The organism is Anaerolineales bacterium (assembly GCA_019637755.1).
In the GTDB taxonomy this organism is placed as follows: Bacteria; Chloroflexota; Anaerolineae; order Anaerolineales; family UBA11579; genus JAMCZK01.
This window is the reverse complement of the sequence record JAHBVC010000001.1, coordinates 1,140,003-1,159,748: the sequence shown is the minus strand read 5'-3', so window position 1 is coordinate 1,159,748 and position 19,746 is coordinate 1,140,003. Positions and strand designations below refer to the sequence as shown.

Sequence of the window (19,746 nt, the reverse complement as noted above, 5' to 3'; positions counted from 1 at the left end):
TGCCCGGCGCGGCTTAATTGGCTTCACACCTTGGCGGCCGCTGCTCAGGTTAGAATCCAGCAGGTGAAGCGCCTTGTCGTAGTGGTGGCCCTGTTTGCCGCCGCCATCCCCTTGCAGGTATCGGCCCAAACTGGGGCGCGTATTAATCTGCGCTCCGTGCAAACCGATCAGTTTCCGGTGATCACCGGCTATTTCAATGCGCAGGATGCCAGCGGCGCACAGATCAGCGGGCTGCAGGCCGAGCAATTGCAAATGCAGGAAGATGGCATCCCCCAGCCGATCCAGCAACTGCGCAATGTGGATATTGGCCTGCGGGTGATCCTGGTGATCACGCCGGCCGAGCCCTTCGGTATCCGCGATGCGCAGGCCACCTCACGTTTCGACTATGCCAAGCAAGCCATCCATGCCTGGGCGGGCACGCTCTCGCGCACCAGCGATACCTTGCTCACCCTGATCACGCCGCAGGGCACGCAAGTTAGCAATGGCATGGTGGCGGAATGGCAAACCGCGCTGGATGCGCTGGAGATCGGCACGACCACGCTGTATCCCGATGTAGGGCCTTTCAGCCAGGCGCTGGCCCTGGCCGCTCAGCCGGCCGCCAACGATGCCAATACTGTCATCTGGTGGGTGACCAGTACGCCGCGCCTGAGCGATCTGGAGGCCAATGCGGCCGACTGGCTGGCCCAACTGGAGGACACAGGCGTTCCGGTGGTGATCTGGCAGATCGATTCGCCCTCCCTGTTCGAGAACGAGGCCTCGCAAACCTTGCTCAGCCTCAGTGCGGTCAACTCCGGCCAGCGCGTGGCCTCCTCCGGCCCTGAGGCGCTCAGCAGCCCCGAGCCGTATTTTGCCCCGTTGCGCAGCGCCTACTTCTTTCAATACTATTCGCAGCTGCGCCGCAGCGGCGATCATGAATTGATCCTGCAATCGCAGGGCGACGGGCTGACCTCACAGCCGTACCCGATCGCCCTGGATATCCTGCCGCCCAATCCCATGCTGGTCAGCCCGCCAGGCCAGATCGCCCGCGGCCCGGCCGCGATCGACCCGCAGTTGCTCTCGCCGTTCAGCCAGCCGATCGAGCTGCTGGTCGAGTTCCCGGATGGCTTTGAACGCAATCTGGTACGCAGCAGCCTGTACGTCAATGATCAGTTGGTGGCAGAGAACAGCACTGCACCCTTCACCCATTTTGCCTGGGACTTGAAGCCATATACCCAAAGCCAGCAGGTGTTCTTGCGTGCCGAAGTGCAAGATGAGCTGGGCCTGGTGGGTGAGAGCATTGAATTCCCGATCGAGATCAGCGTCCAGGCGCCGGCTACCTGGTTCCAGGCGCTGCTGTCACGCGCCGGCTCTGTGCTGGCCTTTTCGGTGGTACTGATCGCCGCCGGGGCGTTCTTTCTGGTGATGGTGCTCTCTGGACGCATCGCCCCCGGGCGCCTGGGCCGTTTATTGACCCGCCAACGCCGCCCGGCGCCGCGCCCGGCGATCGACCCATTGCAAGACACCCCGCTCGATATGATCGTCACGCCACAGCTTGCCAGCGCGCCGGAAAGCGAAAGCGAGCGCCCGCCAGCCTATCTACAGCGCCTGGCCATGCAAGACCCCACCCAGCCGGCGCAGATCTTCCCGCTGGCGGCTGCCGAGAACCTGATCGGCGCGGCGCCCACCTGTGACCTGATTCTGGCTGAGCCTTCGGTGGAGAAGCAGCACGCCCGTATTCGCGTAGATGAGCTGGGCGATTTTTATCTACTCGATGAAGGCTCGCACGCCGGTAGTTGGATCAACTATGCTCCGGTATCGCTGGAAGGCAGCCGCCTCCAGGATGGCGACATCGTACATATTGGGCGCGTGGCCTTTCGTTTCCTGCTGACCAAATAAGCTTCGCCGGCCCACTGGTGTGCCGGCACGCTCTCCACTATCATGTGGGGGTGGATGTCTATCTGCCCCTGCGCCAGGCCCTGGCGCCCTTGCCGGCGGCCACCCGTGGCTGGTTGCGGCGCGTGATCCGCGCCGCGGAGCACGCCGGCGTGCCGCTGTATCTGGTGGGCGGCTACGTGCGCGACCGGCTGCTTGAGCGCCCCAGCCTGGATTTGGATCTGGTGCTGGAAGGCGATGCGATTGCGTTCGGGCGCCGTGTCCAGCGCGCCCTGGGGGGAGCGCTCACCGTCCACAAAGCTTTTGGCACCGCTGTGTGGCAACTGCCGGCGCAACGCGGCCTGCCCGTCTTCGTCGATTTGATCTCGGCGCGGCGCGAGCAATATGCTCACCCCGGTGCGCTGCCCACGGTTGAGTTTGCCCCCTTGGTTGAGGACCAGTTCCGCCGTGATTTCACCATCAATACCCTGGCGCTGCGCCTGGATGGGCCGCACGCGGGGCAGATCCTGGATGCGTGGGGTGGCCTGGCCGACCTGCGCGCCGGTGTCATCCGTGTATTGCATGAGCACTCGTTTAGCGATGACCCTACGCGCATCCTGCGCGCCCTGCGCTTCAGTGGCCGCCTGGGCTTTGCGCTCGAGCGCCAGACGCGGCGACAGTTGCGCGCCAATCTGCCGCAGTTGGAGGCCGTGTCAGGCGAGCGCATCTACAAAGAATTGGAACTGATCCTGCTGGAGCCGCAGCGCGAGGCCATGCTGCTCGCGCTGCAGCGCTACAAGGTGTTGGCTGCGATCAGCCCCGGCCTGCGTTTTGATGCCCGGCGGGCAGCGGGCTTGGCGCGTAGCCGGCCGCCCGAGCCGGAGTGGGAGCTGAGTACCACGCCAGCGCAGCTCGGCTTCACCCTGTGGTTTGCACAACTACGCCCCGCGGCGGCGATGGCCGCGGCCACGCGGCTGCGTTTTAGCTCCAGCGTGACCGAAGCCGTGCTGGCAGCCACCAGGCTGCAGGCGCAAGCCGCCAGGCTGGCTGCGCTGCCGGTTAGCGCCTTCACGCAGTATATGGATTCGATGCCGCGCCTGGCACTGTATAGCGCCTATGTACTACAGCCGCGTGGCAGATACCGCAACCGTTTGCTGCGCTACGTCAAAGAATGGCGCCATGTGCAGCCCTATACACGCGGCGCAGAGCTGCTGCGGCGCGGCCTCACACCGGGGCCAGCGTACAAATCCATCCTCTACCAGTTGCGCGCCGCCTGGTTGGATGGCAAGCTGAAGACCCAGGCGCAAGAGCAGGCCCTGCTCGCGCAACTGCTCGCCCAGCAAAGCGGGGCCGGCGATGAACAACACTGAAGCACACGCGCCCGCCTTGCCTGCCGGCTACCGCATTCGCGCGCTGGGGCCGCAGGATGCGCTGGCCCTGGAATGGGAAGGCGAGTACAGCCACTACCGCCGGCTGTATGCCTTGGCGCTTAGCCGTGCCGCGGCGGGCCAGGCGCAGTTGTGGGGCGCCGTGGATGCGCATGATGCCCTGGTGGGGCAGGTGTTTGTGTTGCTGTATGCGGAGAACGACCTGGTGAGTGCCGATGGCCACTCTTGCGCCTTCATCCACTCGTTTCGGGTGCGGCCGCAGCACCGCAATGGCGGGCTGGGCACCGGCTTGATGCAGCATGCCGAAGCAGACCTGCGCCAGCGCGGCTTTGGCTTTGTTACCCTCAACGTGGCTGACGATAATCCCGCGGCGATGCGCCTGTACCGCCGCCTGGGGTACCAGCCGCTGCAGCCTATCTCCGGCTATTGGAGTTTTGTCGATCACGAAGGGGTGCAGCGCTATCGCCATGAACCGGGCTGGCGGATGGGTAAGCAGCTGGTGAGCGGCTGAGCGCGCAGGCTGCCAGACTTGCCATTTCGATTTCAGAATGCTAAAATATCCAAGCTTCGTAACCGCATAGTAGTGGCGAGAGAAGTGGGCAACCCCCACTTTTTTGCATATGTAGTATTGGTAGCCTTTTAGGAGTTAGGGATGAAGAAAGAATTCGCTCTGGCATTCAATGAAGTCCTGGATGACAAGCAGCTGCCGCGCGACGTAGTCGTCGGCGCATTGGAGGCTGCGCTGGTTTCGGCCTACCGCAAGACGGTCAATGCATCCGCGGCCCAGCAGATCGAGGCGCGCATCAATGAGACCACTGGCGAGATGCAGATCTACGCCGAAAAAGAAGTGGTGGAAGAGGTGCAAGACCAGCGCACGGAAGTGACGCTGGAGGACGCCCGCAAAGAGACCCCAGAAGCCCAACTGGATGACATCGTGATGGTGGAAAGCACGCCCGAAGATTTCGGGCGCGTGGCCGCCCAGGCGGCGCGCCAAATGATCCAGCAGCGCATCCGCGAAGCCGAACGTTCCGCCCAGAAGGATCACTTCTCCACCCTGGAAGGCGAGATCGTCAACGGTGTGGTGCAGGCGGCCAACCCGCACATGATCACGATTGGCCTCGACCGCAAGGCCGAAGGCAAGATGCCGCGCAGCCAGCAAATTCCTGGCGAGCGTTTCCGCGTGCATGACCGCGTGCGCGCCCTGCTGCTCGAGGTCAAAGACACCACGCGCGGCCCCGAAATTATCCTCAGCCGCGCCCACAAAGACTTCCTGCGCCGTTTGCTCGAAGACGAGGTGCCTGAGATCTACCAGGGCTTGGTGGAGATTCGTTCCATCGCCCGCGAACCCGGTTACCGCTCCAAGGTGGCCGTCTCGGCGCTGCAAACCGGTATTGACCCGGTGGGCGCTTGTGTAGGTATGCGCGGCGTGCGCATCCAGGCCATCGTGCGCGAGCTGCACGACGAAAAGATCGACGTCATCGAATGGAATTCGGATCCCTCGCAGTTCATTGCCAAGGCGCTCAGCCCGGCGCGCGTGACCGGCGTCTATCTCGAGGAGCTCGGCGGCGGCAAGACCGCCACGGTGGTGGTGCCCGAAGACCAGCTTAGCCTGGCGATCGGCCGCGATGGGCAGAATGCCCGCCTGGCCGCCAAGCTGACCGCCTGGCGTATTGACATCAAGAGCCTGCCCGAGGCGGCGGCGGATGCCCTGGCCAAAGCCCAGGCGGATGCTAGCTTCCTGGAGCAGAACCCCGAATGGGGCGAGCAACTGCCTTTGGTGGAAGTGGCGCTGGCCAAGAAAGCCGAGGGCCGCCCGCTTACCCCTGAAGAATATAGTTTGCTTGGCCGCTTTGTGGATCGCATTGAACGCGGCGCCCAGAGCGAACGCGAAGCCATCCTGGATGCCGAGCGGCAGAAGCGCGCCGATGTGGAAGCTACGCTGCCGCAAAGCGCCTTCGATATTCCGCTCGACGATCTGGGCCTGGCGCCGAGTTTGGCGATCAAGCTCAGCGGCGAGGGCTACTCCACGATTGGCGAGCTGATGACCCAGCTCGCCTTGGATAGCGATGTGCTACTGGCAATGGAAGGCATTGGCCCGGAGACCTTGAAGGCCATTCAAGCCGCGGTTGACGCGTTTGACTTCCCGGTGGTGGAAGCTGCCGAGGTGGTGGAAGCCGAGCCGGTGCTTGCCGAGCCGGAGCCGCAGCCAGTAGCGGAAGCGCCGCAGGCCGTGGCCCCCGCTGCCGTAGAGGCGGTGGAAGACGACGCTCCGGTGCAGCTCTCGCAGGAAGATGAAGACCTGCTGGCGGCGATGCAGGCCGAACGCCCCGCCCCCGGCCAGTCTCTGGAAGAGATCTTTGCCAAGACCACGGCTAAGCTCACTCCGGGCAAGGGCAAGCCTGCCAGCAGCCCGGCCGCGGACGACAAGAAGAAAAAGAAGAAAAAGAAATTCCGCGAGCTGGACTACGATCCGGATACGGATACCACCATTCCGCACATGCGGGATGAGTGGGAACAAGACTAAACTCGCTCAAAGGACTTATGGCGAAGCCCACGAAGCCATCTTCTGGGCGTCCCCGGCATGTGCCCCAGCGCACCTGCGTAGCCTGCCGCGAAACTGAGGCCAAGGCTACGCTGGTGCGCCTGGTGCGCACGGCAGATGGCGTCTTTGCAGATCCCACCGGCAAACAGCCGGGGCGCGGGGCCTACTTGCATGCCCAGCGTAGCTGCTGGGAGCGTGGCATCCGCCACAGCCTGGCCAGCGCCCTGCGCACCAACCTCAGCGAGGCGGATGTGCAGCGGCTGAGCGCATTTTTTGACGCGCTGCCGCCGAGTGAGTAGTTGCCGTGTGCTCCTGATGGCACGCGCGCAGCGAAAAAAGCCAGTTGGTAGAATGTGCTGCGGGGGAAGCAGTTCTTATGGATAGAAGGAGATAGTGTCATGGCAGAAAATGTGAAAGATCCTCAGAGCAAGTCCATTGAGCTCCCCGCCAACCTCACCGTGCGTGAGTTGGCCGAAGCCATTGATGCCAGCCCGATCCAGATCATCAAGACCCTGATGTCTAACGGGGTCATGGCCAATATCAACCAGCAGATCGATTTCGATACCGCCGCCGTGGTGGCCGCTGAAATGGGCTACGAGGCCAACCTGTTGAAGGTGGACGAGCTGGAGAACAAGCCGGTGGGCGAGGTGCCCCTGTGGCGCCAACTGATCGCCAACGAAGATAAGGCTAACCTGCAGCCGCGTGCCCCGGTGGTAACCATTCTCGGTCACGTAGATCACGGTAAAACCACGCTGCTGGATGCCATTCGCCAGACCTCCGTGGTGAGCGAAGAGGCCGGTGGCATCACCCAGCATATCGGCGCCTATCAGGCCACCCACAAGGATCGCTTGATCACCTTCCTGGATACGCCGGGCCATGCGGCCTTCACCGCCATGCGTTCGCGCGGCGCCCAGGGCGCTGATGTGGTCATCCTGGTGGTCGCCGCCGATGACGGCGTGATGCCGCAGACCAAAGAAGCGCTGGCGCACGCCCGTGCTGCCCGCGTTCCGCTAGTGGTGGCGCTCACCAAGGTGGATCGCCCCAACGCCAATCAAGAGCTGGTCAAGAAGCAGTTGGCCGACAATGGCCTGATCCCGGATGAGTGGGATGGTGACACCATCGTGGTGCCCGTCTCGGCCAAGCAGAAGATGGGCTTGGAAGACCTGCTGGAAGCGATCCTGCTGGTGGCGGATAACACTGAAATTTTGGCCAACCCCAACGGTGAAGTTATCGGCACGGTGATCGAGGGCGAGCGCGATCCTTCGCGCGGCGTGATCGCCACGCTGCTGGTGCAGAATGGCACGCTCAACATGGGCGACACCGTAGTAGTGGGCACCACGCATGGCCGCTTGCGCGCCATGTTCGATTTCGCCGGCAAGAAGATCGAGAGCGCCGGCCCTTCCACGCCGGTTTCGGTGATGGGCTTGAATGATGTGCCCGTGGCGGGTGAACCCTTCCGCGTCGTAGAGAACGAACGCGAAGCGCGCGTCCTCGTGGCTGAGCGCATCGAAAAAGAGAAAGCCGAGAAAACCAACTCCGCTGGCCCGCTGACCCTGGAGAGCATGTTCGAAGCCTTCCAGGCCGGGCATGTGCGCGAGCTGCGCTTGATCGTCAAGGCTGATGTGCAAGGTTCGCTGGAGCCGATTGTCTCCTCTTTGGAAGAGATGAAATCGACTGACAAAGAGGGCGAGATCGGCGTGCATGTACTGCACACCGGCACTGGCAACATCAGTGAGAGCGATATTCAGCTCGCCGCGGCCTCCAAGGCGATCGTCATGGGCTTCAATGTTGTGGCGGATGGCCCGGCGCAACGCAAGGCCGAAAAAGAAGGTGTCTCCATCCGTATCTACGACATCATCTATCGCATGACCGAAGATGTAGAGAAGGCGCTTAAGGGCATGCTCAAGCCCGAGCTCAAAGAACGGGTGATCGGCAAGGCGGAAGTATTGCAGGTCTTCAAGATCAGCCGCTACGGCAAAATTGCCGGCTGCCGCGTCACCGAAGGTGAGCTGCGCCGCGGCGCGTTCATTCGTATCTACCGCGGCGGCACCCTGGTGCACGAGGGCGATCTCAGCTCGCTGAAGCATGAGAAGGATGACGTCAAAGAGGTCAAGACCGGCTTTGAGTGCGGGATCAACCTCAAGGACTTCGATGACTTCAAGGAAAAAGATGTCATCGAGTGCTATGTGCGCGAGCTGGTGGCGGCCCAGTAGGCTGGCCGCTAGCAGGGCTTGATAGGCAACCATGGTTTCGCTTTCACGGGCTGCACGGATTGGCAAACGCATGCGCGAGCTGCTCTCTGAGCTGCTCTTATTCCGCGTGACCGACCCGCGCTTGCAGGGCGTGTATGTAACCGACGTAAACGTTGACCGCGAGCTCTCCGTAGCCAGCGTCTTCGTCTCGGCGCTCGAAGGCGTGGCACGCGAGAAGGAAGTGCTGGCGGGGCTCAAGCATGCCAGCGGCTTCCTGCGTAGCGAGCTGGCGCGTGAGCTGGATTTGCGTACCTTTCCGCGCTTGCGCTTCGTGTGGGACCCTACGCCGGAGCGCGCTGAGCGCATCGAACAGATCATCAACGAACTTAACCAGAACAAGCCGGATGCCTCGGGCGGCGGTAGCCGTGGATAAGGCCCGGCTGCAACAGGCCGCCGCGCAACTGCACGCCGCCCAACACATCCTGATCACCTCGCATGTACGCCCGGATGGCGATGCGATCGCCTCGGTCTTAGCGTTGGGCCTGGCGTTGCAGGCGCAGGGCAAGCATGTGCAAATGGTGCTGGCCGATGGCGCCCCGGCTGATTTTGATCATCTGCCAGGCTGGCACCAGGTGGTGCGCAGCGGCCAGGCGCCGGTGGACCTGGTGGTGACCGTGGACGCGGCCAGCCAGGAGCGCTGTGGCGAAGCCCTGCGTACTTTCCCCCAAGTGCACATCAATATCGATCATCACATTAGCAACACCAATTTTGGTGAACTCAATCTGGTAGACCCAAGCGCGGTGGCCACTTGCGCCCTGTTGGCCGAGCAGTTTGCCGCCCTGGGCCTCGAATTCTCGCCCGGAGTGATCGATGCGTTGCTCACTGGCATCCTCACCGATACCATCGGTTTCCGCACCTCCAACATGAACCCCAAGGCGCTGCGCCTGGCCGCCGATTTGGTAGAGATGGGCGCTGATCTGCCCGCGCTGTATGAACGCGCCTTGTTGCGCCGCTCTTTTCGCGCCATGCGCTATTGGGGCGCCGGCCTCACCAGCTTGCAGCAGGAGCCCGGCCTGGTATGGGGCAGCCTGACCCTGGCAGACCGTAAGGCCGTGGGTTACCCCGGCAACGATGATGCCGAGCTGGTCAACAATATCGCCACCATTGAAGGCGCGCAGATTACTGTGCTGTTTGTGGAGCAGGCCGACCAGCAGGTCAAGGTCAGTTGGCGCAGCCAGGGCGGCCAGGATGTAGCCCGCATCGCCGCCCAGTTTGGCGGCGGCGGCCACACCGCCGCGGCCGGTGCGGTGGTGGCGGGCAGCCTGGCGGAAGCCCAGGCGCGCGTACTCAGTGCCACCCGCGCCGCGTTGCAGGATGCCTAGGCGGCCGGCGATATCCGAAAGACCTATAGTTAATTTGCGTCTAAGACGTTAGAAAGAACATGGAAAGGAAACTATCGTTTTCACATGCATGACTATCACTCAGATCCTGGGGATAGGGGAACTATGAATCACGACGTCAACAACCTTGTATCCGGCGTGCTGGTAGTAGACAAGCCCGTAGGCCTCACTTCGCACGACGTAGTGCAGATCATCCGCCGTGGCACCGGCATTCGCCGGGCAGGGCATACCGGCACCTTGGATCCGCGCGCCTCAGGCGTGCTGGTGGTGCTGATCGGCCCGGCGGTGCGCTTGAGCGAATTCGTATCCGCCGAAGACAAGCGCTATCAAGCCACCATTCGCCTGGGGAGCTCCACGGATACCTATGATGCCGAGGGCACACCCAATGGGCCTGAGGTGCCGGTGGATATCGAAAAAGAGCAGTTCACCGAGCTGCTGACCCACTTCGTGGGCGAGATCGAGCAAAAGCCGCCGGCCTATTCGGCGATCAAGGTGCAAGGGCAGCGCGCCTATGACATGGCGCGACGTGGCGAGGAAGTTGATCTGGCGCCGCGCATCATCCATGTGCACAGCCTGGAACTGCTGGAATGGGCGTTGCCCGAAGCGGTGGTGGACGTGCACTGCTCTTCGGGCACCTATGTGCGCTCCCTGGCGCACGATATCGGCGAAGAGTTGGGCGTAGGCGGCCACCTGGTCGGCCTGCGCCGCACGCGCAGTGGCCGCTTCACCCTGCGGGATGCTGTTTCGCTGCGCCGCTTGCGCGAAGCGTTTGAGCAGGGCACCTGGGCGCAATTCCTGATCCCGGCGGCCGAAGCGCTGGCAGATTGGCCGGCCGTGGAGCTGGATGAAGAGGCTTTGCACAAGATCAGCAACGGGATTCGTATTCCCGCCGAGCCGGGAGCCACGGGGCTGGCGCGTGCCGTCAGCCAACAGGGCGAACTGGTGGCGGTGGTTGAAGTTAAAGAAGGGGAGTGGCAGCCGCGTAAAGTATTTCTGGCTTCCTGAATGAATTGATGCAGCACTATCACGCTCTGCAATTGGCCCATGCCAACAAGAGTTGGCTTACCATCGGCGCCTTTGATGGCGTGCATGCCGGCCACCAACAGATCGTCCGCCAGCTGGTGGCCGGAGCGCACGCCGAGGCGGCTCCGGCGGTGGTGCTCACCTTCGAACCGCACCCGGCGGAAGTGTTGCACGGGCCGCTGAAAAATTTTTACCTGCATGACCCCGAGGACAAGGCCGCGTTGTTTGCTGAACTGGGCGTGGATATCCTGATCTCGCAACCGTTCGATGCCTCGTTGCGCAATACCTCAGCGGAAGAGTTCATGCGGCAGGTGCACCAACAATTGCAACTGAGCCAATTGTGGATCGGGCATGACTTTGCTCTGGGGCGTGACCGCCAGGGAAACTTTGATGCCCTGCGCCGCTTTGGTGCCGAGCTGGGCTATTCGGTGCACCAGGTGTTACCGGTGCGCGTGGATGGCGCGGTGGTCTCTTCCAGCATGGTGCGCACTGCCCTGGCCGAGGGCGATGTAACCACCGCCGAACGCTTGCTGGGGCGGCGCTACCGGCTACGCGGCGAAGTGGTCAGCGGGGCGCAGCGTGGGCGCACGATTGGCATCCCCACTGCCAACGTGCAGGTGCCTGAGCGACGCCTGGTGCCCGCCAGCGGAGTGTACGTGACCTGGGCCACGCTGGCGGGGACGCGCTGGCCGAGCGTCACCAACATCGGCGTGCGCCCCACCTTTGCCGATGGCACCCCTGCACCGGTTGTCGAGACACATATCCTGGATTATTCCGGGGGGGAATTTTATGGCGAGGCGCTGGAGTTGGAATTCGTGGCGCGCCTGCGCGGGGAGCAAAAGTTTGCCGGCGTTGACGAGTTGGTGCGCCAAATTCACCTGGATATCGAACAGGCCCGTAACACCTTGAGCTGATGCAGGCATACCTCGATTTGATGCGCCGCGTGCTGGATGAAGGTGTGGACAAGCAAGACCGCACCGGCACTGGCACGCGTTCACTGTTTGGCCATCAAATGCGTTTCGATCTGCAGCAGGGCTTTCCGCTGCTCACCACCAAAAAACTGCATACCAAATCCATTTTCTATGAGCTGCTCTGGTTTCTGCAAGGCAGCACTAACGTTGCCTATTTGCAGCAGCAGGGCGTGCGTATTTGGGACGCGTGGGCGGACGCTCAGGGCGAGCTGGGGCCGGTGTACGGCGCGCAGTGGCGTAGTTGGCCGGGGCCGGATGGGCAAAGCATTGACCAGTTGCGTGGTGTGTTGGCCGAGCTGCAAAGCAACCCCGATTCGCGCCGCCTGATCGTCAGCGCCTGGAACGTGGCCGAGCTGCCCCAGATGGCGCTGCCGCCCTGTCATCTGCTCTTTCAATTCTATGTAGCCGCTGGCAAGCTGTCTTGCCAGCTTTACCAGCGCTCAGCCGATATCTTCCTTGGTCTGCCGTTCAATATCGCTTCGTATGCTTTGCTGACCCATATGGTGGCGCAGGTCAGCGGCCTGCAGCCGGGCGACTTTGTGATTTCGCTGGGCGATTGCCACTTGTACCGCAATCACTTCGAGCAGGCCCGCCTGCAGCTCAGCCGCCAGCCGCTGCCGCTGCCGCGGCTACAGCTCAACCTGGCGGTGACTGACTTGTTTGCCTTCACGTATGAAGATTTCACCCTGCTGGATTATCAAGCCCACCCGCATATTGCGGCAACGGTGGCGGTGTAGTGATCATTTCCTTGCTGGCCGCATTGGATGAGAAGGGGGGCATTGGCCGCCAGGGCGGCATGCCCTGGCACCTCAGCGATGACCTTAAACATTTTCGGCGTCTGACGCGTGGCCACCACGTGCTGATGGGGCGCAAAACCTACGATACGGTGGCGGGCAAGCTGCCCGGCCGCCATTTGCTGGTGCTCTCGCATAACCCTAGCTTCAGGCCAGGCGATGCCCAGGTCTTCGCCGCGTTCGATGCGGCCGTGGCTGCCGCGCAGGCGGCCGGCGAGCAGGAGCTCTTTGTCATCGGCGGGGCGCAGGTATTCGCACGCGCCCTGCCATTGGCGCAGCACTTTTACCTCACGCGCGTGGCTGTGGATGCGGGCTGTGATGTCTTCTTTCCCCCGTTTGATCTGAACGACTGGCAGGAACTTGACCGCCACTCGTTTGCCGCCGGGGGCAAGAACCAGCATGCGTTCACCATCACAACACTAGTGCGTAAATAAAAAAGACCGGCCAAAAGCCGGTCTTTTTTATTTTCTGTGTGCAGCAGCTTATTGATCAGCCAGCTTGCGGCTTTCTTCGATGTAGGCCAGGCTTTGGTGGCGGAAGTAGGTGTTGTACAGGGTAGCGTAGTGGCCGCCCTGCGCCAGCAAGCCGTCATGGTCGCCCTCTTCGATGATCTGGCCTTCTTGCAGCACGATGATGCGGTCCGCAGCCTTCACGGTGGAGAGACGGTGGGCGATCAGAATGCTGGTGCTCTTGCTGAGGATCAGATCCAGCGCCTGCTGGATCTGCCATTCGGTAAAGGGGTCGATGCTGGCAGTGGCCTCATCCAATACGAAGATGGCCGGCTTTTGCACCAGCACGCGCAGCAACGAAACCAGTTGCCGCTGGCCCATGGAGAGCCGCCCGCCGCGTTCGCCCACCTGCGTCTTGAGCCCATCCGGCAGCGTTTCCAGCCACTCGCCCTTGCCGATCTGGCGCGCCAGGCGCAGGATCTGCGCGTCTTTTACGCCGGGCGCGGCGTAGCGAATGTTCTCGGCTACGCTGCCATCAAACAAAAACGGCACTTGCGAAACGATGCCCAGTTGGCGACGATACTGTGTGAGATCCAGGCTGCGAATATCCTGGCCATCGATCAGCAGCTGGCCTTCCTGAAACTCGTAAAAGCGATTGACCAGCTTGGCGATCGAGGTTTTGCCCGCCCCGGTGTGGCCCACCAGGGCCACGGTTTCGCCAGGGCGAATGTGCAGGCTGAAGTCGCGCAGGATCGGCTCGCCGGCGGTGTAACGGAAATTGACATGCTCGAAGCGAATATCGCCCTTGAGCCGGGCGGTGCGCACCTTGGCAGTTTGCACAACGCGCGGCTCGGCATCGATGAGGGCGAACGAGCGCTCGGCGGCGGCCAGGCCGGATTGCAATTGCGTCCAGAAGGCCGAGAGGTTCAATACCGGGAACCAGAAGCGATCCAGCCCCTGCAGGAACAGGTACCAGGCGCCGGCCGTGATCACCGCGGCGGCCACGCGCATACCGCCCACATATAGCAACAGGGCGGTGCCCAGCGCAGCCAGCGCGTTAAGCGAAGGGAACACCATGCTGAGCACAAAGCCACGACGCAGGTTCACATCGAAGGAGCTCTGGTTGCCGCGGTCAAACTCCTGGAAGATAGCTTCTTCCTGACGGAAGTTCTTGGCGACGGCGATGCCGCTGATCGTTTCCTTGATCACGGCGTTGACGTTGCCCATGGCGCGCATCCCGGTGCGCGTGGTGCGCCGCGCGGCTTCGCGGAACAGCGTGGCGATCCAATACACGATCGGCAGCATGCCGAACAGGTAGAGCGAAAGCCGCCAGTTGATGGCGATCAGCGCCACGCCCACGATCAGCGCCTGGCCGAATTGCGAGATCAGATCGGTGATCAGCACGATCATGTCGCCGTATTCACGCGTATCCGAGGTAATGCGCGAGACCACTTTGCCCGAGGGGTTTTCGTCGTAGAACGAGAGGTCGTGCGACATGGCGGCGCGGAAACCATCCAGACGAATGGTGAGGATGACATCGCCGATGGTGCGTGCGGTGAGGCGCCGCCGCCACCAGTTGGCCGCCCAGGTGATGAAGCCGGAGACGAACACTACCGCCACCACCAGCCAGATCTGCTGGCTGGTGAGCTGGGTGCCGATCTCGTCGAGGGCGCGGGCCAGTAGCAGCGGCACGGCCGCGGCGGTGATGGCGGCCAGCAGCGCCAGCAAGCCGATGGCCCACAAATTGGTCATGTGTGGGCGGAAATAGTTCGCCATGCGCTGCAACAATTGCTTGTCGCTGTATTGGCGGTCGTAGTGCTCTGCGTCGAGTCCGGAAAAGAAGCCCATGGGTTACTCGCTAAAAATGCGTTTGTAGGCCGGCGAAGTCTTGAGTAGCTCATCATGACTGCCGGAGGCCACCACCCTGCCACCGCGTAAGACCAGGATCAAATCGGCCCAGCGGATCTGCGAAAGGCGGTGCGTAATGATCAGGGTGGTGCGCCCCTTGGTGGCGGCGTAGATCGCCCGTTGGATCTTGTCCTCCGTGGCGCTATCGATGGCGCTGGTCGAGTCGTCCAGGATCAGGATGCGTGGATCGGTAAGGAAGGCGCGTGCCAACGCCATGCGTTGGCGCTGCCCGCCGGAGAGCGTGACGCCGCGCTCGCCCACCACGGTATCGTAGCCGTGGGTGAACTCCATGATGAAATCATGCGCCTGGGCTTGCTTGGCGGCCTCGATCACCTGGTCGCGCGTAGCCGTGGGGTGGCCAAAGGCAATGTTGTCGGCCACGCTGCGGGAGAAGAGGAAAATATCCTGCTCAATGATCGAGATCTGGCGGCGCAGCGCCTCCAAATTCCAATCGCGCACGTCTACCCCGTCTACCTGCACCGAGCCGGCGCTGACATCATAGGTGCGGTTGACCAGTTTGGCTAGCGAGGTCTTGCCGGTGCCGGTTTGCCCCACGATCGCCACGGTCAGCCCGGGCTTGACGGTGAAGCTCACCTTGCTGAGCGCCGGCTCCTGATCCTCGTAGGCGAAGCTCACATTCTTGAATTCGATTGCGCCTTGCATCGGCTGGTGATAGCCCTCGGCGTTTTGATCCAGATCGGTCTCGTTGTTGAGCAGATCCAGAATGCGGCGGGCGCTGGCCACCCCCAGCGAAACTTGCGAATAGGCGAATAACGAAGTGAAGACGGGGAAGCCGAACAGCCCCAGCAGGCCAAAGTACGCGATCACATCGCCCAGCACGATCTGGCCTTGTTGCATCAGCACCAGTGAGTGCCACAAGCCGCAGGCTTGCGCCAGGGCCATCAAGAGCATCGGCAGGAAGCGTGCCTCAATATAGCCTTGATGCACATACGCATCGCGGAAACGGCGCGCATTGCGCCGGAACAGATTGACCTCGAAGGTCTCCTGGGCCATGCCCTTGACGGTTTCGATACCATCCAGGGCTTCGGAGAGCCGCGCATTCAGCGTGCCGAAAGCCTTGCGCTGCTTGCTGGTGACCGGATTGAGCTCGCTGAGGTATTGCCAGATCGAAATGAAATACACCACGGTAAACACCGCCGGCACGATGGCTAGCGCGGGGTGGATGCCGAAGCCGGCCGCGATTGGCGTTACCAAAAAGAAGGCTGCACCGATCACCAGGTTGAGGCCTGGGTTGAACATCAGGTTGATCTCACGCACGTCATTGGTGGCACGTGCCATCGTGTCGCCTACTGACTGCAAACTATGAAAGGTCATGCTCTTGCCGAGCAGGTTGGTGTACAGCTCCTCGCGAATGTTACGCTCAAAGAGTTGCCCGAGCCATTCGGCGGCGAAGTTGCGCGCGAACTGCAGTAGCGAGCGTACCGTTTGGCTGATGATGATCGTCCAGACGAAGCCCATCAGCAGTTGGGTCTGTGGTGGCTGGGCCATGATGGCCTCAAAGGCTTTGCCGATCTCGATCGGCACATAGGCCGCCAGGGCACCATTGCTCAGCGCGCCTACAAACAGCATTAGGCCCAGGGCCCAATGCGGCTTGAAGTGCGAGAGCAGCCAGCGGCCGGGGCTGGTGCGGTCAGTTGTGTAGCGCTGGGGCAGTGTAAATTCAGCCGCATGAGGTGCGGGGAGGGGTGTTGTGCTCATTCAGTCCTAGGTGTGGCGAAATTTGTTGGATTGGCCTGCGAGTAGCCACCGACGAGCTAGGATACCACATCGCCAAAATGGCGGCATTATCCGCCCCGGGGGCATAAAAAAGCACCTGCCAGAGACAGGTGCTTTTGGTTGTGTGGCTTCACACCCTAGTGGAGCCCCATTTTCTTCATTACTTCATTGAATGTACTTTCCACCAGGGGGCGTGCCTTCTCGGTGCCTTCATCCAGGATTTTGACCACCTTGGCGGGGTCTTTCAAGAATTCCGCACGGCGTTCACGGATCGGGCGCAGATAGGTATTTAACGCCGCGGCCAAACTCTTTTTGACCTCTACATCGCCTACTTTGCCTTGGCGGTAGCGCGTCTTGAAGTCCTCAACCTCATCCTTATCAGGGTTGAAGACATCGTGATATTCGAAGACCGGATTGCCCTCCACGGTGCCAGGGTCGCTGGCGCGCAGGCGGGTGGGATCGGTGTACATGCTCATCACCTTCTTGGTGGTGTCTTCTTCGCTCTCGATGAAGCGGATGGCATTGTTGTAGGAGCTGTGCATCGTGCGATTGTCGGTGCCTGGCAGGCGCGCCGTCTTGGTCAGCAGGCCCTCGGGCTCGGGGAAGGTTTCACCGTACAGCGTATTGAAGCGCCGGGCGATCTCGCGCGTCAGCTCGATGTGTGGCAACTGATCCTCGCCCACCGGCACCAGGTTGGCTTTGTAGACCAAGATGTCAGCGCTTTGCAGCACGGGGTAGGCCAGCAAGCCCAAGGAGGGGTTGAGGCCCAGGTTCTGGATCTGGTCTTTGTAGGTGGGCACGCGCTCCAGCCGCGCTACCGTGGTCATCATGCCGAAGAGTTGCGAGAGCTGGGCGTGCTGTGCCAGCGCCGATTGGCGCACCAGCGTGGCCTTGCTCGGGTCAATGCCCGCGGCGAGCCAATCGGCCACTACGTTGATGATGTTCTCCTGGATGCGCTCGGGGTGCTCATAATCTGTAGTGAGCACATGCAGATCCGCGATGAGGAAGTAGCACTCATAGTCATCCTGCATCTTGGCCCATTGCTCCAGCGTGCCCACCAGGTGGCCGATGTGGCGCGGCCCGGTGGGGCGGTGGCCGGTGAGGATGCGTCCTTTAGTTTTTGTTGCGTTCATTTCCGTACTCCTTGAAAGTCCATGTCTCCGTCTTTGCGAGGAGGCTGCATGTGTATATACAGCCGACGAAGCAATCCCGAATCATTCGTGCTGTGAGCCCGAAACAAAACGCTCGTCCTCAGAGCAAACTAGTTTGCTCTGAGGACGAGCGTTAGCCCGCGGTGCCACCTCAGTTGCCTGCGCCGTGGCGCAAGCCGCTTTTTTTTTGTTGTGTACTGGATGGAAGTTGCACAGCAACTTCCGCGCTGCTACGCAGCACACGGGCCCATTCGGCTCCGGCGTTGGGCTGGGTCTCAGCGTTCCAGCTTTCTGTGCCAACGGTTCAGAGCCTACTTATTCCGTGACGCTATTTTACACGCGTCTCGCAGGCGATTGTTAAAACCAGGCTGCAATCACGTCTATCAAAAAATAGAATATTAAAATGGCAAAGCCAGCTACTACAAACCAGATAATCACAGGGTGACCTTTAATCCTTGGGAGTAGATTATTGACTGCATCTTTGTTGCTGAATAATCTCATCGAGAGATAGGTTGTGGCTGCAACATAGATAAGTAATGGCACTTCAAGCCAAACAATTGCTTCTAAACGAAAGCCAAACCCTCCCAAAATGGCCAGAGTAATCACACCGCTAAATATGACTCCTACAAGGGCTGACTGCCATCTGCTTCGTGGCCCGACAATAGCCAGTAGCTTGGGAATAGCCAAACCCGTGATAAATCCAAGGCTCATAGCTGCAAGCGTTGCAGGAAGTCCTGCAACCAAGCCTACTACTGCAAATGAAAGGAATGTGTGTATTGGAGCTATTGAGAAGAGCTCTGCTTTATCCGCATTTCCGACTGCAGTCAGCAGAGCCACTACAACAAGATAGTATCCAAGCGCAAGTAGTGCACCAAATTCGGCTCCTTGTTTTCCATAAGTAAAAGCAGTTGTAGTGGAACTTGAACTGGCCATGTGTGCTCCCCTCAATTAACCTTACTATACCCAAAAAACAGCGCCCCCCATAGGGGCGCTGTTTTTTGGTTACATGGTCTTGCCTTCGTCTTTGGCCTGCGCGATCTGTTGCTTTATCTGCTCACGCTCCTCAGCGCTCAGGTCCGCCCAGGGCGGGCCCCATGTGCGGCCGTGTTTGCCCTTGGGCCCGCGGCGCCCAGGGCCGCCTGGCCCGCCCACGCCGCCGAAGAGGATGCGGCTCAGCGCCAGCAGGCCAATGCCCTGCCAGAAGCTGATCTGCGGCCAGCCGAACAGTTCGGGCAGCAGCCAGTTCCACAGCCCACTGACCACAAAGCCGCCCACCAGCACGAACAGCGTCAGGCCGATCGCCACCATGATGCCGATGCGAATGCCTTTGGCAATGTTGAATTGAGTACGTTCTTGCATGTCCATTTCCTTTTTTAGAAGTCTTGATAAAGATGTGCCAAACGTCTGCGTAGATACAGCACGGCATAGCGTTTGCGAGAGAGCAGGGTATTGAGGCTGGTGCCGCTTTCGGCGGCCAGCTCGCTGAAGTTGCGCCCTTCTACTTCGTGTGCCACGAACACGGAACGCTGCTCGTCAGGCAGCTCGCTCAGTGCCACTTCCAGTTCGGCCAGCACCAGCTTGCGCGCATAGGCGGCTTCGGGGCCATCCTCGGCCGCCGGCAGGATCTCTGCCAGCAGCAGGCCCTCGCCGTCCTCGTCTTCCGCGTCCAGTTCGCGGATGCGCTCGGGCGCCTGCTTGCGGAACAAGTCGGTGATGCGGTTGCGCGCCACCTGGAACAGCCAGCCGCTCAGGTGCTCGATGGGCACCAGCAGCCGGTTGGCGCGGGCCAGCTCGTAGAAAACATCCTGCAGAATGTCTTCGGCGTCCAGCACATCCGGCACGCGCGCTTCGATAAAGCGGCGCAGCCGCGGTTCGTGCTGTTCCACGGTTTCAGAGAGGTGTTTGTCGGCCATCGGGCTGGCTACCAAGCCAATTCCTTCGCTCATCTTACCTATGAAGACGAACGAGGGCGCAGAATATTGTAGGAAATATGCTTTGGCGCTAAAGCTGCAAGACAATTGTCAGAGCGGCGGCAATGCGTTGCATGTCTTCGTTGGGGAGTTTCCCCAAGCGTTTGACCAGGCGTTTTTCGCTCACGGAGCGCACTTGTACGGTGTCTGCGGCTGATTTTTGCTTGAGCCCTTTACCAGGCCCAGCCTGTATAGGTACCAGCCACACCGCTTGAGTGAAGCGCTCCTGCCAGGTGGTGAGTGGCACGACCACGCGTAGGGGCAAGGCACCAATCGCATTCCGGCTTACGATGACTGCAGGCCGGGTTTTGCGAAGCTCAGACCCGATCACTGGGTCCAGATTCACCAGCCATACTTCACCCCTTTGCAG

19 protein-coding genes are annotated in these 19,746 nt (G+C 61.2%); 12 read left to right on the top strand and 7 right to left on the bottom strand.

Annotated features, from left to right (window positions below):
- The first annotated feature begins 63 nt into the window (after positions 1 to 63).
- The 12 genes from KF821_05665 to KF821_05610 all read left to right on the top strand — a co-directional run bounded on the left by KF821_05665 (position 64) and on the right by KF821_05610 (position 12,595).
- On the top strand, positions 64 to 1,875 hold the full coding sequence (locus tag KF821_05665) for an FHA domain-containing protein (GenBank protein MBX3005298.1): 1,812 nt from the start codon (positions 64 to 66) through the stop codon (positions 1,873 to 1,875).
- A 50-nt stretch (positions 1,876 to 1,925) separates the two neighbouring features.
- The gene (locus KF821_05660) at positions 1,926 to 3,221 is read left to right on the top strand and encodes a CCA tRNA nucleotidyltransferase (protein MBX3005297.1); all 1,296 of its coding nucleotides are present in this window, start codon (positions 1,926 to 1,928) and stop codon (positions 3,219 to 3,221) included.
- The gene (locus tag KF821_05655) at positions 3,208 to 3,750 is read left to right on the top strand and encodes a GNAT family N-acetyltransferase (GenBank protein ID MBX3005296.1); all 543 of its coding nucleotides are present in this window, start codon (positions 3,208 to 3,210) and stop codon (positions 3,748 to 3,750) included. Before KF821_05660 ends, KF821_05655 begins: the two co-directional genes overlap by 14 nt.
- 141 nt (positions 3,751 to 3,891) lie before the next feature.
- A complete protein-coding gene (gene nusA / locus KF821_05650; protein MBX3005295.1) occupies positions 3,892 to 5,763 on the top strand; it encodes a transcription termination/antitermination protein NusA in 1,872 nt (623 codons plus the stop codon).
- Between the two features lie 17 nt (positions 5,764 to 5,780).
- Entirely contained in the window at positions 5,781 to 6,080 is a 300-nt protein-coding gene (locus tag KF821_05645; GenBank protein ID MBX3005294.1) for a YlxR family protein, read from the top strand.
- 99 nt (positions 6,081 to 6,179) lie between these two features.
- A complete protein-coding gene (gene infB, locus KF821_05640) occupies positions 6,180 to 7,994 on the top strand; it encodes a translation initiation factor IF-2 (GenBank protein ID MBX3005293.1) in 1,815 nt (604 codons plus the stop codon).
- A 70-nt stretch (positions 7,995 to 8,064) separates the two neighbouring features.
- Positions 8,065 to 8,406, top strand: coding sequence for a 30S ribosome-binding factor RbfA (gene rbfA / locus KF821_05635; GenBank protein ID MBX3005292.1), 342 nt, complete (start codon positions 8,065 to 8,067; stop codon positions 8,404 to 8,406).
- Positions 8,399 to 9,355: a DHH family phosphoesterase gene (locus tag KF821_05630; protein MBX3005291.1), complete on the top strand. Its 957-nt coding sequence runs from the start codon at positions 8,399 to 8,401 to the stop codon at positions 9,353 to 9,355. The genes rbfA and KF821_05630 overlap by 8 nt, the downstream gene beginning before the upstream one ends.
- Positions 9,356 to 9,478: 123 nt before the next feature.
- Entirely contained in the window at positions 9,479 to 10,378 is a 900-nt protein-coding gene (truB, locus tag KF821_05625) for a tRNA pseudouridine(55) synthase TruB (GenBank protein ID MBX3005290.1), read from the top strand.
- A gap of 8 nt (positions 10,379 to 10,386) precedes the next feature.
- Positions 10,387 to 11,310, top strand: a complete 924-nt coding sequence (locus KF821_05620; protein MBX3005289.1) for a bifunctional riboflavin kinase/FAD synthetase — start codon at positions 10,387 to 10,389, stop codon at positions 11,308 to 11,310.
- On the top strand, positions 11,310 to 12,104 hold the full coding sequence (locus KF821_05615) for a thymidylate synthase (GenBank protein ID MBX3005288.1): 795 nt from the start codon (positions 11,310 to 11,312) through the stop codon (positions 12,102 to 12,104). Before KF821_05620 ends, KF821_05615 begins: the two co-directional genes overlap by 1 nt.
- Positions 12,104 to 12,595, top strand: a complete 492-nt coding sequence (locus KF821_05610) for a dihydrofolate reductase (protein ID MBX3005287.1) — start codon at positions 12,104 to 12,106, stop codon at positions 12,593 to 12,595. The genes KF821_05615 and KF821_05610 overlap by 1 nt, the downstream gene beginning before the upstream one ends.
- 48 nt (positions 12,596 to 12,643) lie before the next feature.
- Here KF821_05610 and KF821_05605 read toward each other — a convergent pair whose 3' ends face one another.
- The 7 genes from KF821_05605 to KF821_05575 form a co-directional block, all read right to left on the bottom strand.
- Positions 12,644 to 14,458: an ABC transporter ATP-binding protein gene (locus tag KF821_05605; protein MBX3005286.1), complete on the bottom strand. Its 1,815-nt coding sequence runs from the start codon at positions 14,456 to 14,458 to the stop codon at positions 12,644 to 12,646.
- Positions 14,459 to 14,461: 3 nt separating this feature from the next.
- Positions 14,462 to 16,237: an ABC transporter ATP-binding protein gene (locus KF821_05600; protein ID MBX3005285.1), complete on the bottom strand. Its 1,776-nt coding sequence runs from the start codon at positions 16,235 to 16,237 to the stop codon at positions 14,462 to 14,464.
- 155 nt (positions 16,238 to 16,392) lie between these two features.
- A complete protein-coding gene (trpS, locus tag KF821_05595; GenBank protein ID MBX3005284.1) occupies positions 16,393 to 17,388 on the bottom strand; it encodes a tryptophan--tRNA ligase in 996 nt (331 codons plus the stop codon).
- Between the two features lie 375 nt (positions 17,389 to 17,763).
- A complete protein-coding gene (locus KF821_05590; GenBank protein ID MBX3005283.1) occupies positions 17,764 to 18,339 on the bottom strand; it encodes a hypothetical protein in 576 nt (191 codons plus the stop codon).
- 69 nt (positions 18,340 to 18,408) lie between these two features.
- On the bottom strand, positions 18,409 to 18,765 hold the full coding sequence (locus tag KF821_05585; GenBank protein ID MBX3005282.1) for a hypothetical protein: 357 nt from the start codon (positions 18,763 to 18,765) through the stop codon (positions 18,409 to 18,411).
- A gap of 14 nt (positions 18,766 to 18,779) precedes the next feature.
- Positions 18,780 to 19,352 (bottom strand): sigma-70 family RNA polymerase sigma factor, encoded by a 573-nt coding sequence (locus tag KF821_05580; GenBank protein ID MBX3005281.1) that lies wholly within the window; start codon positions 19,350 to 19,352, stop codon positions 18,780 to 18,782.
- A gap of 55 nt (positions 19,353 to 19,407) precedes the next feature.
- Positions 19,408 to 19,746 carry a type II toxin-antitoxin system PemK/MazF family toxin gene (locus KF821_05575; GenBank protein MBX3005280.1) on the bottom strand — a complete coding sequence of 113 codons (339 nt, stop codon included), beginning with the start codon at positions 19,744 to 19,746 and terminating at the stop codon, positions 19,408 to 19,410.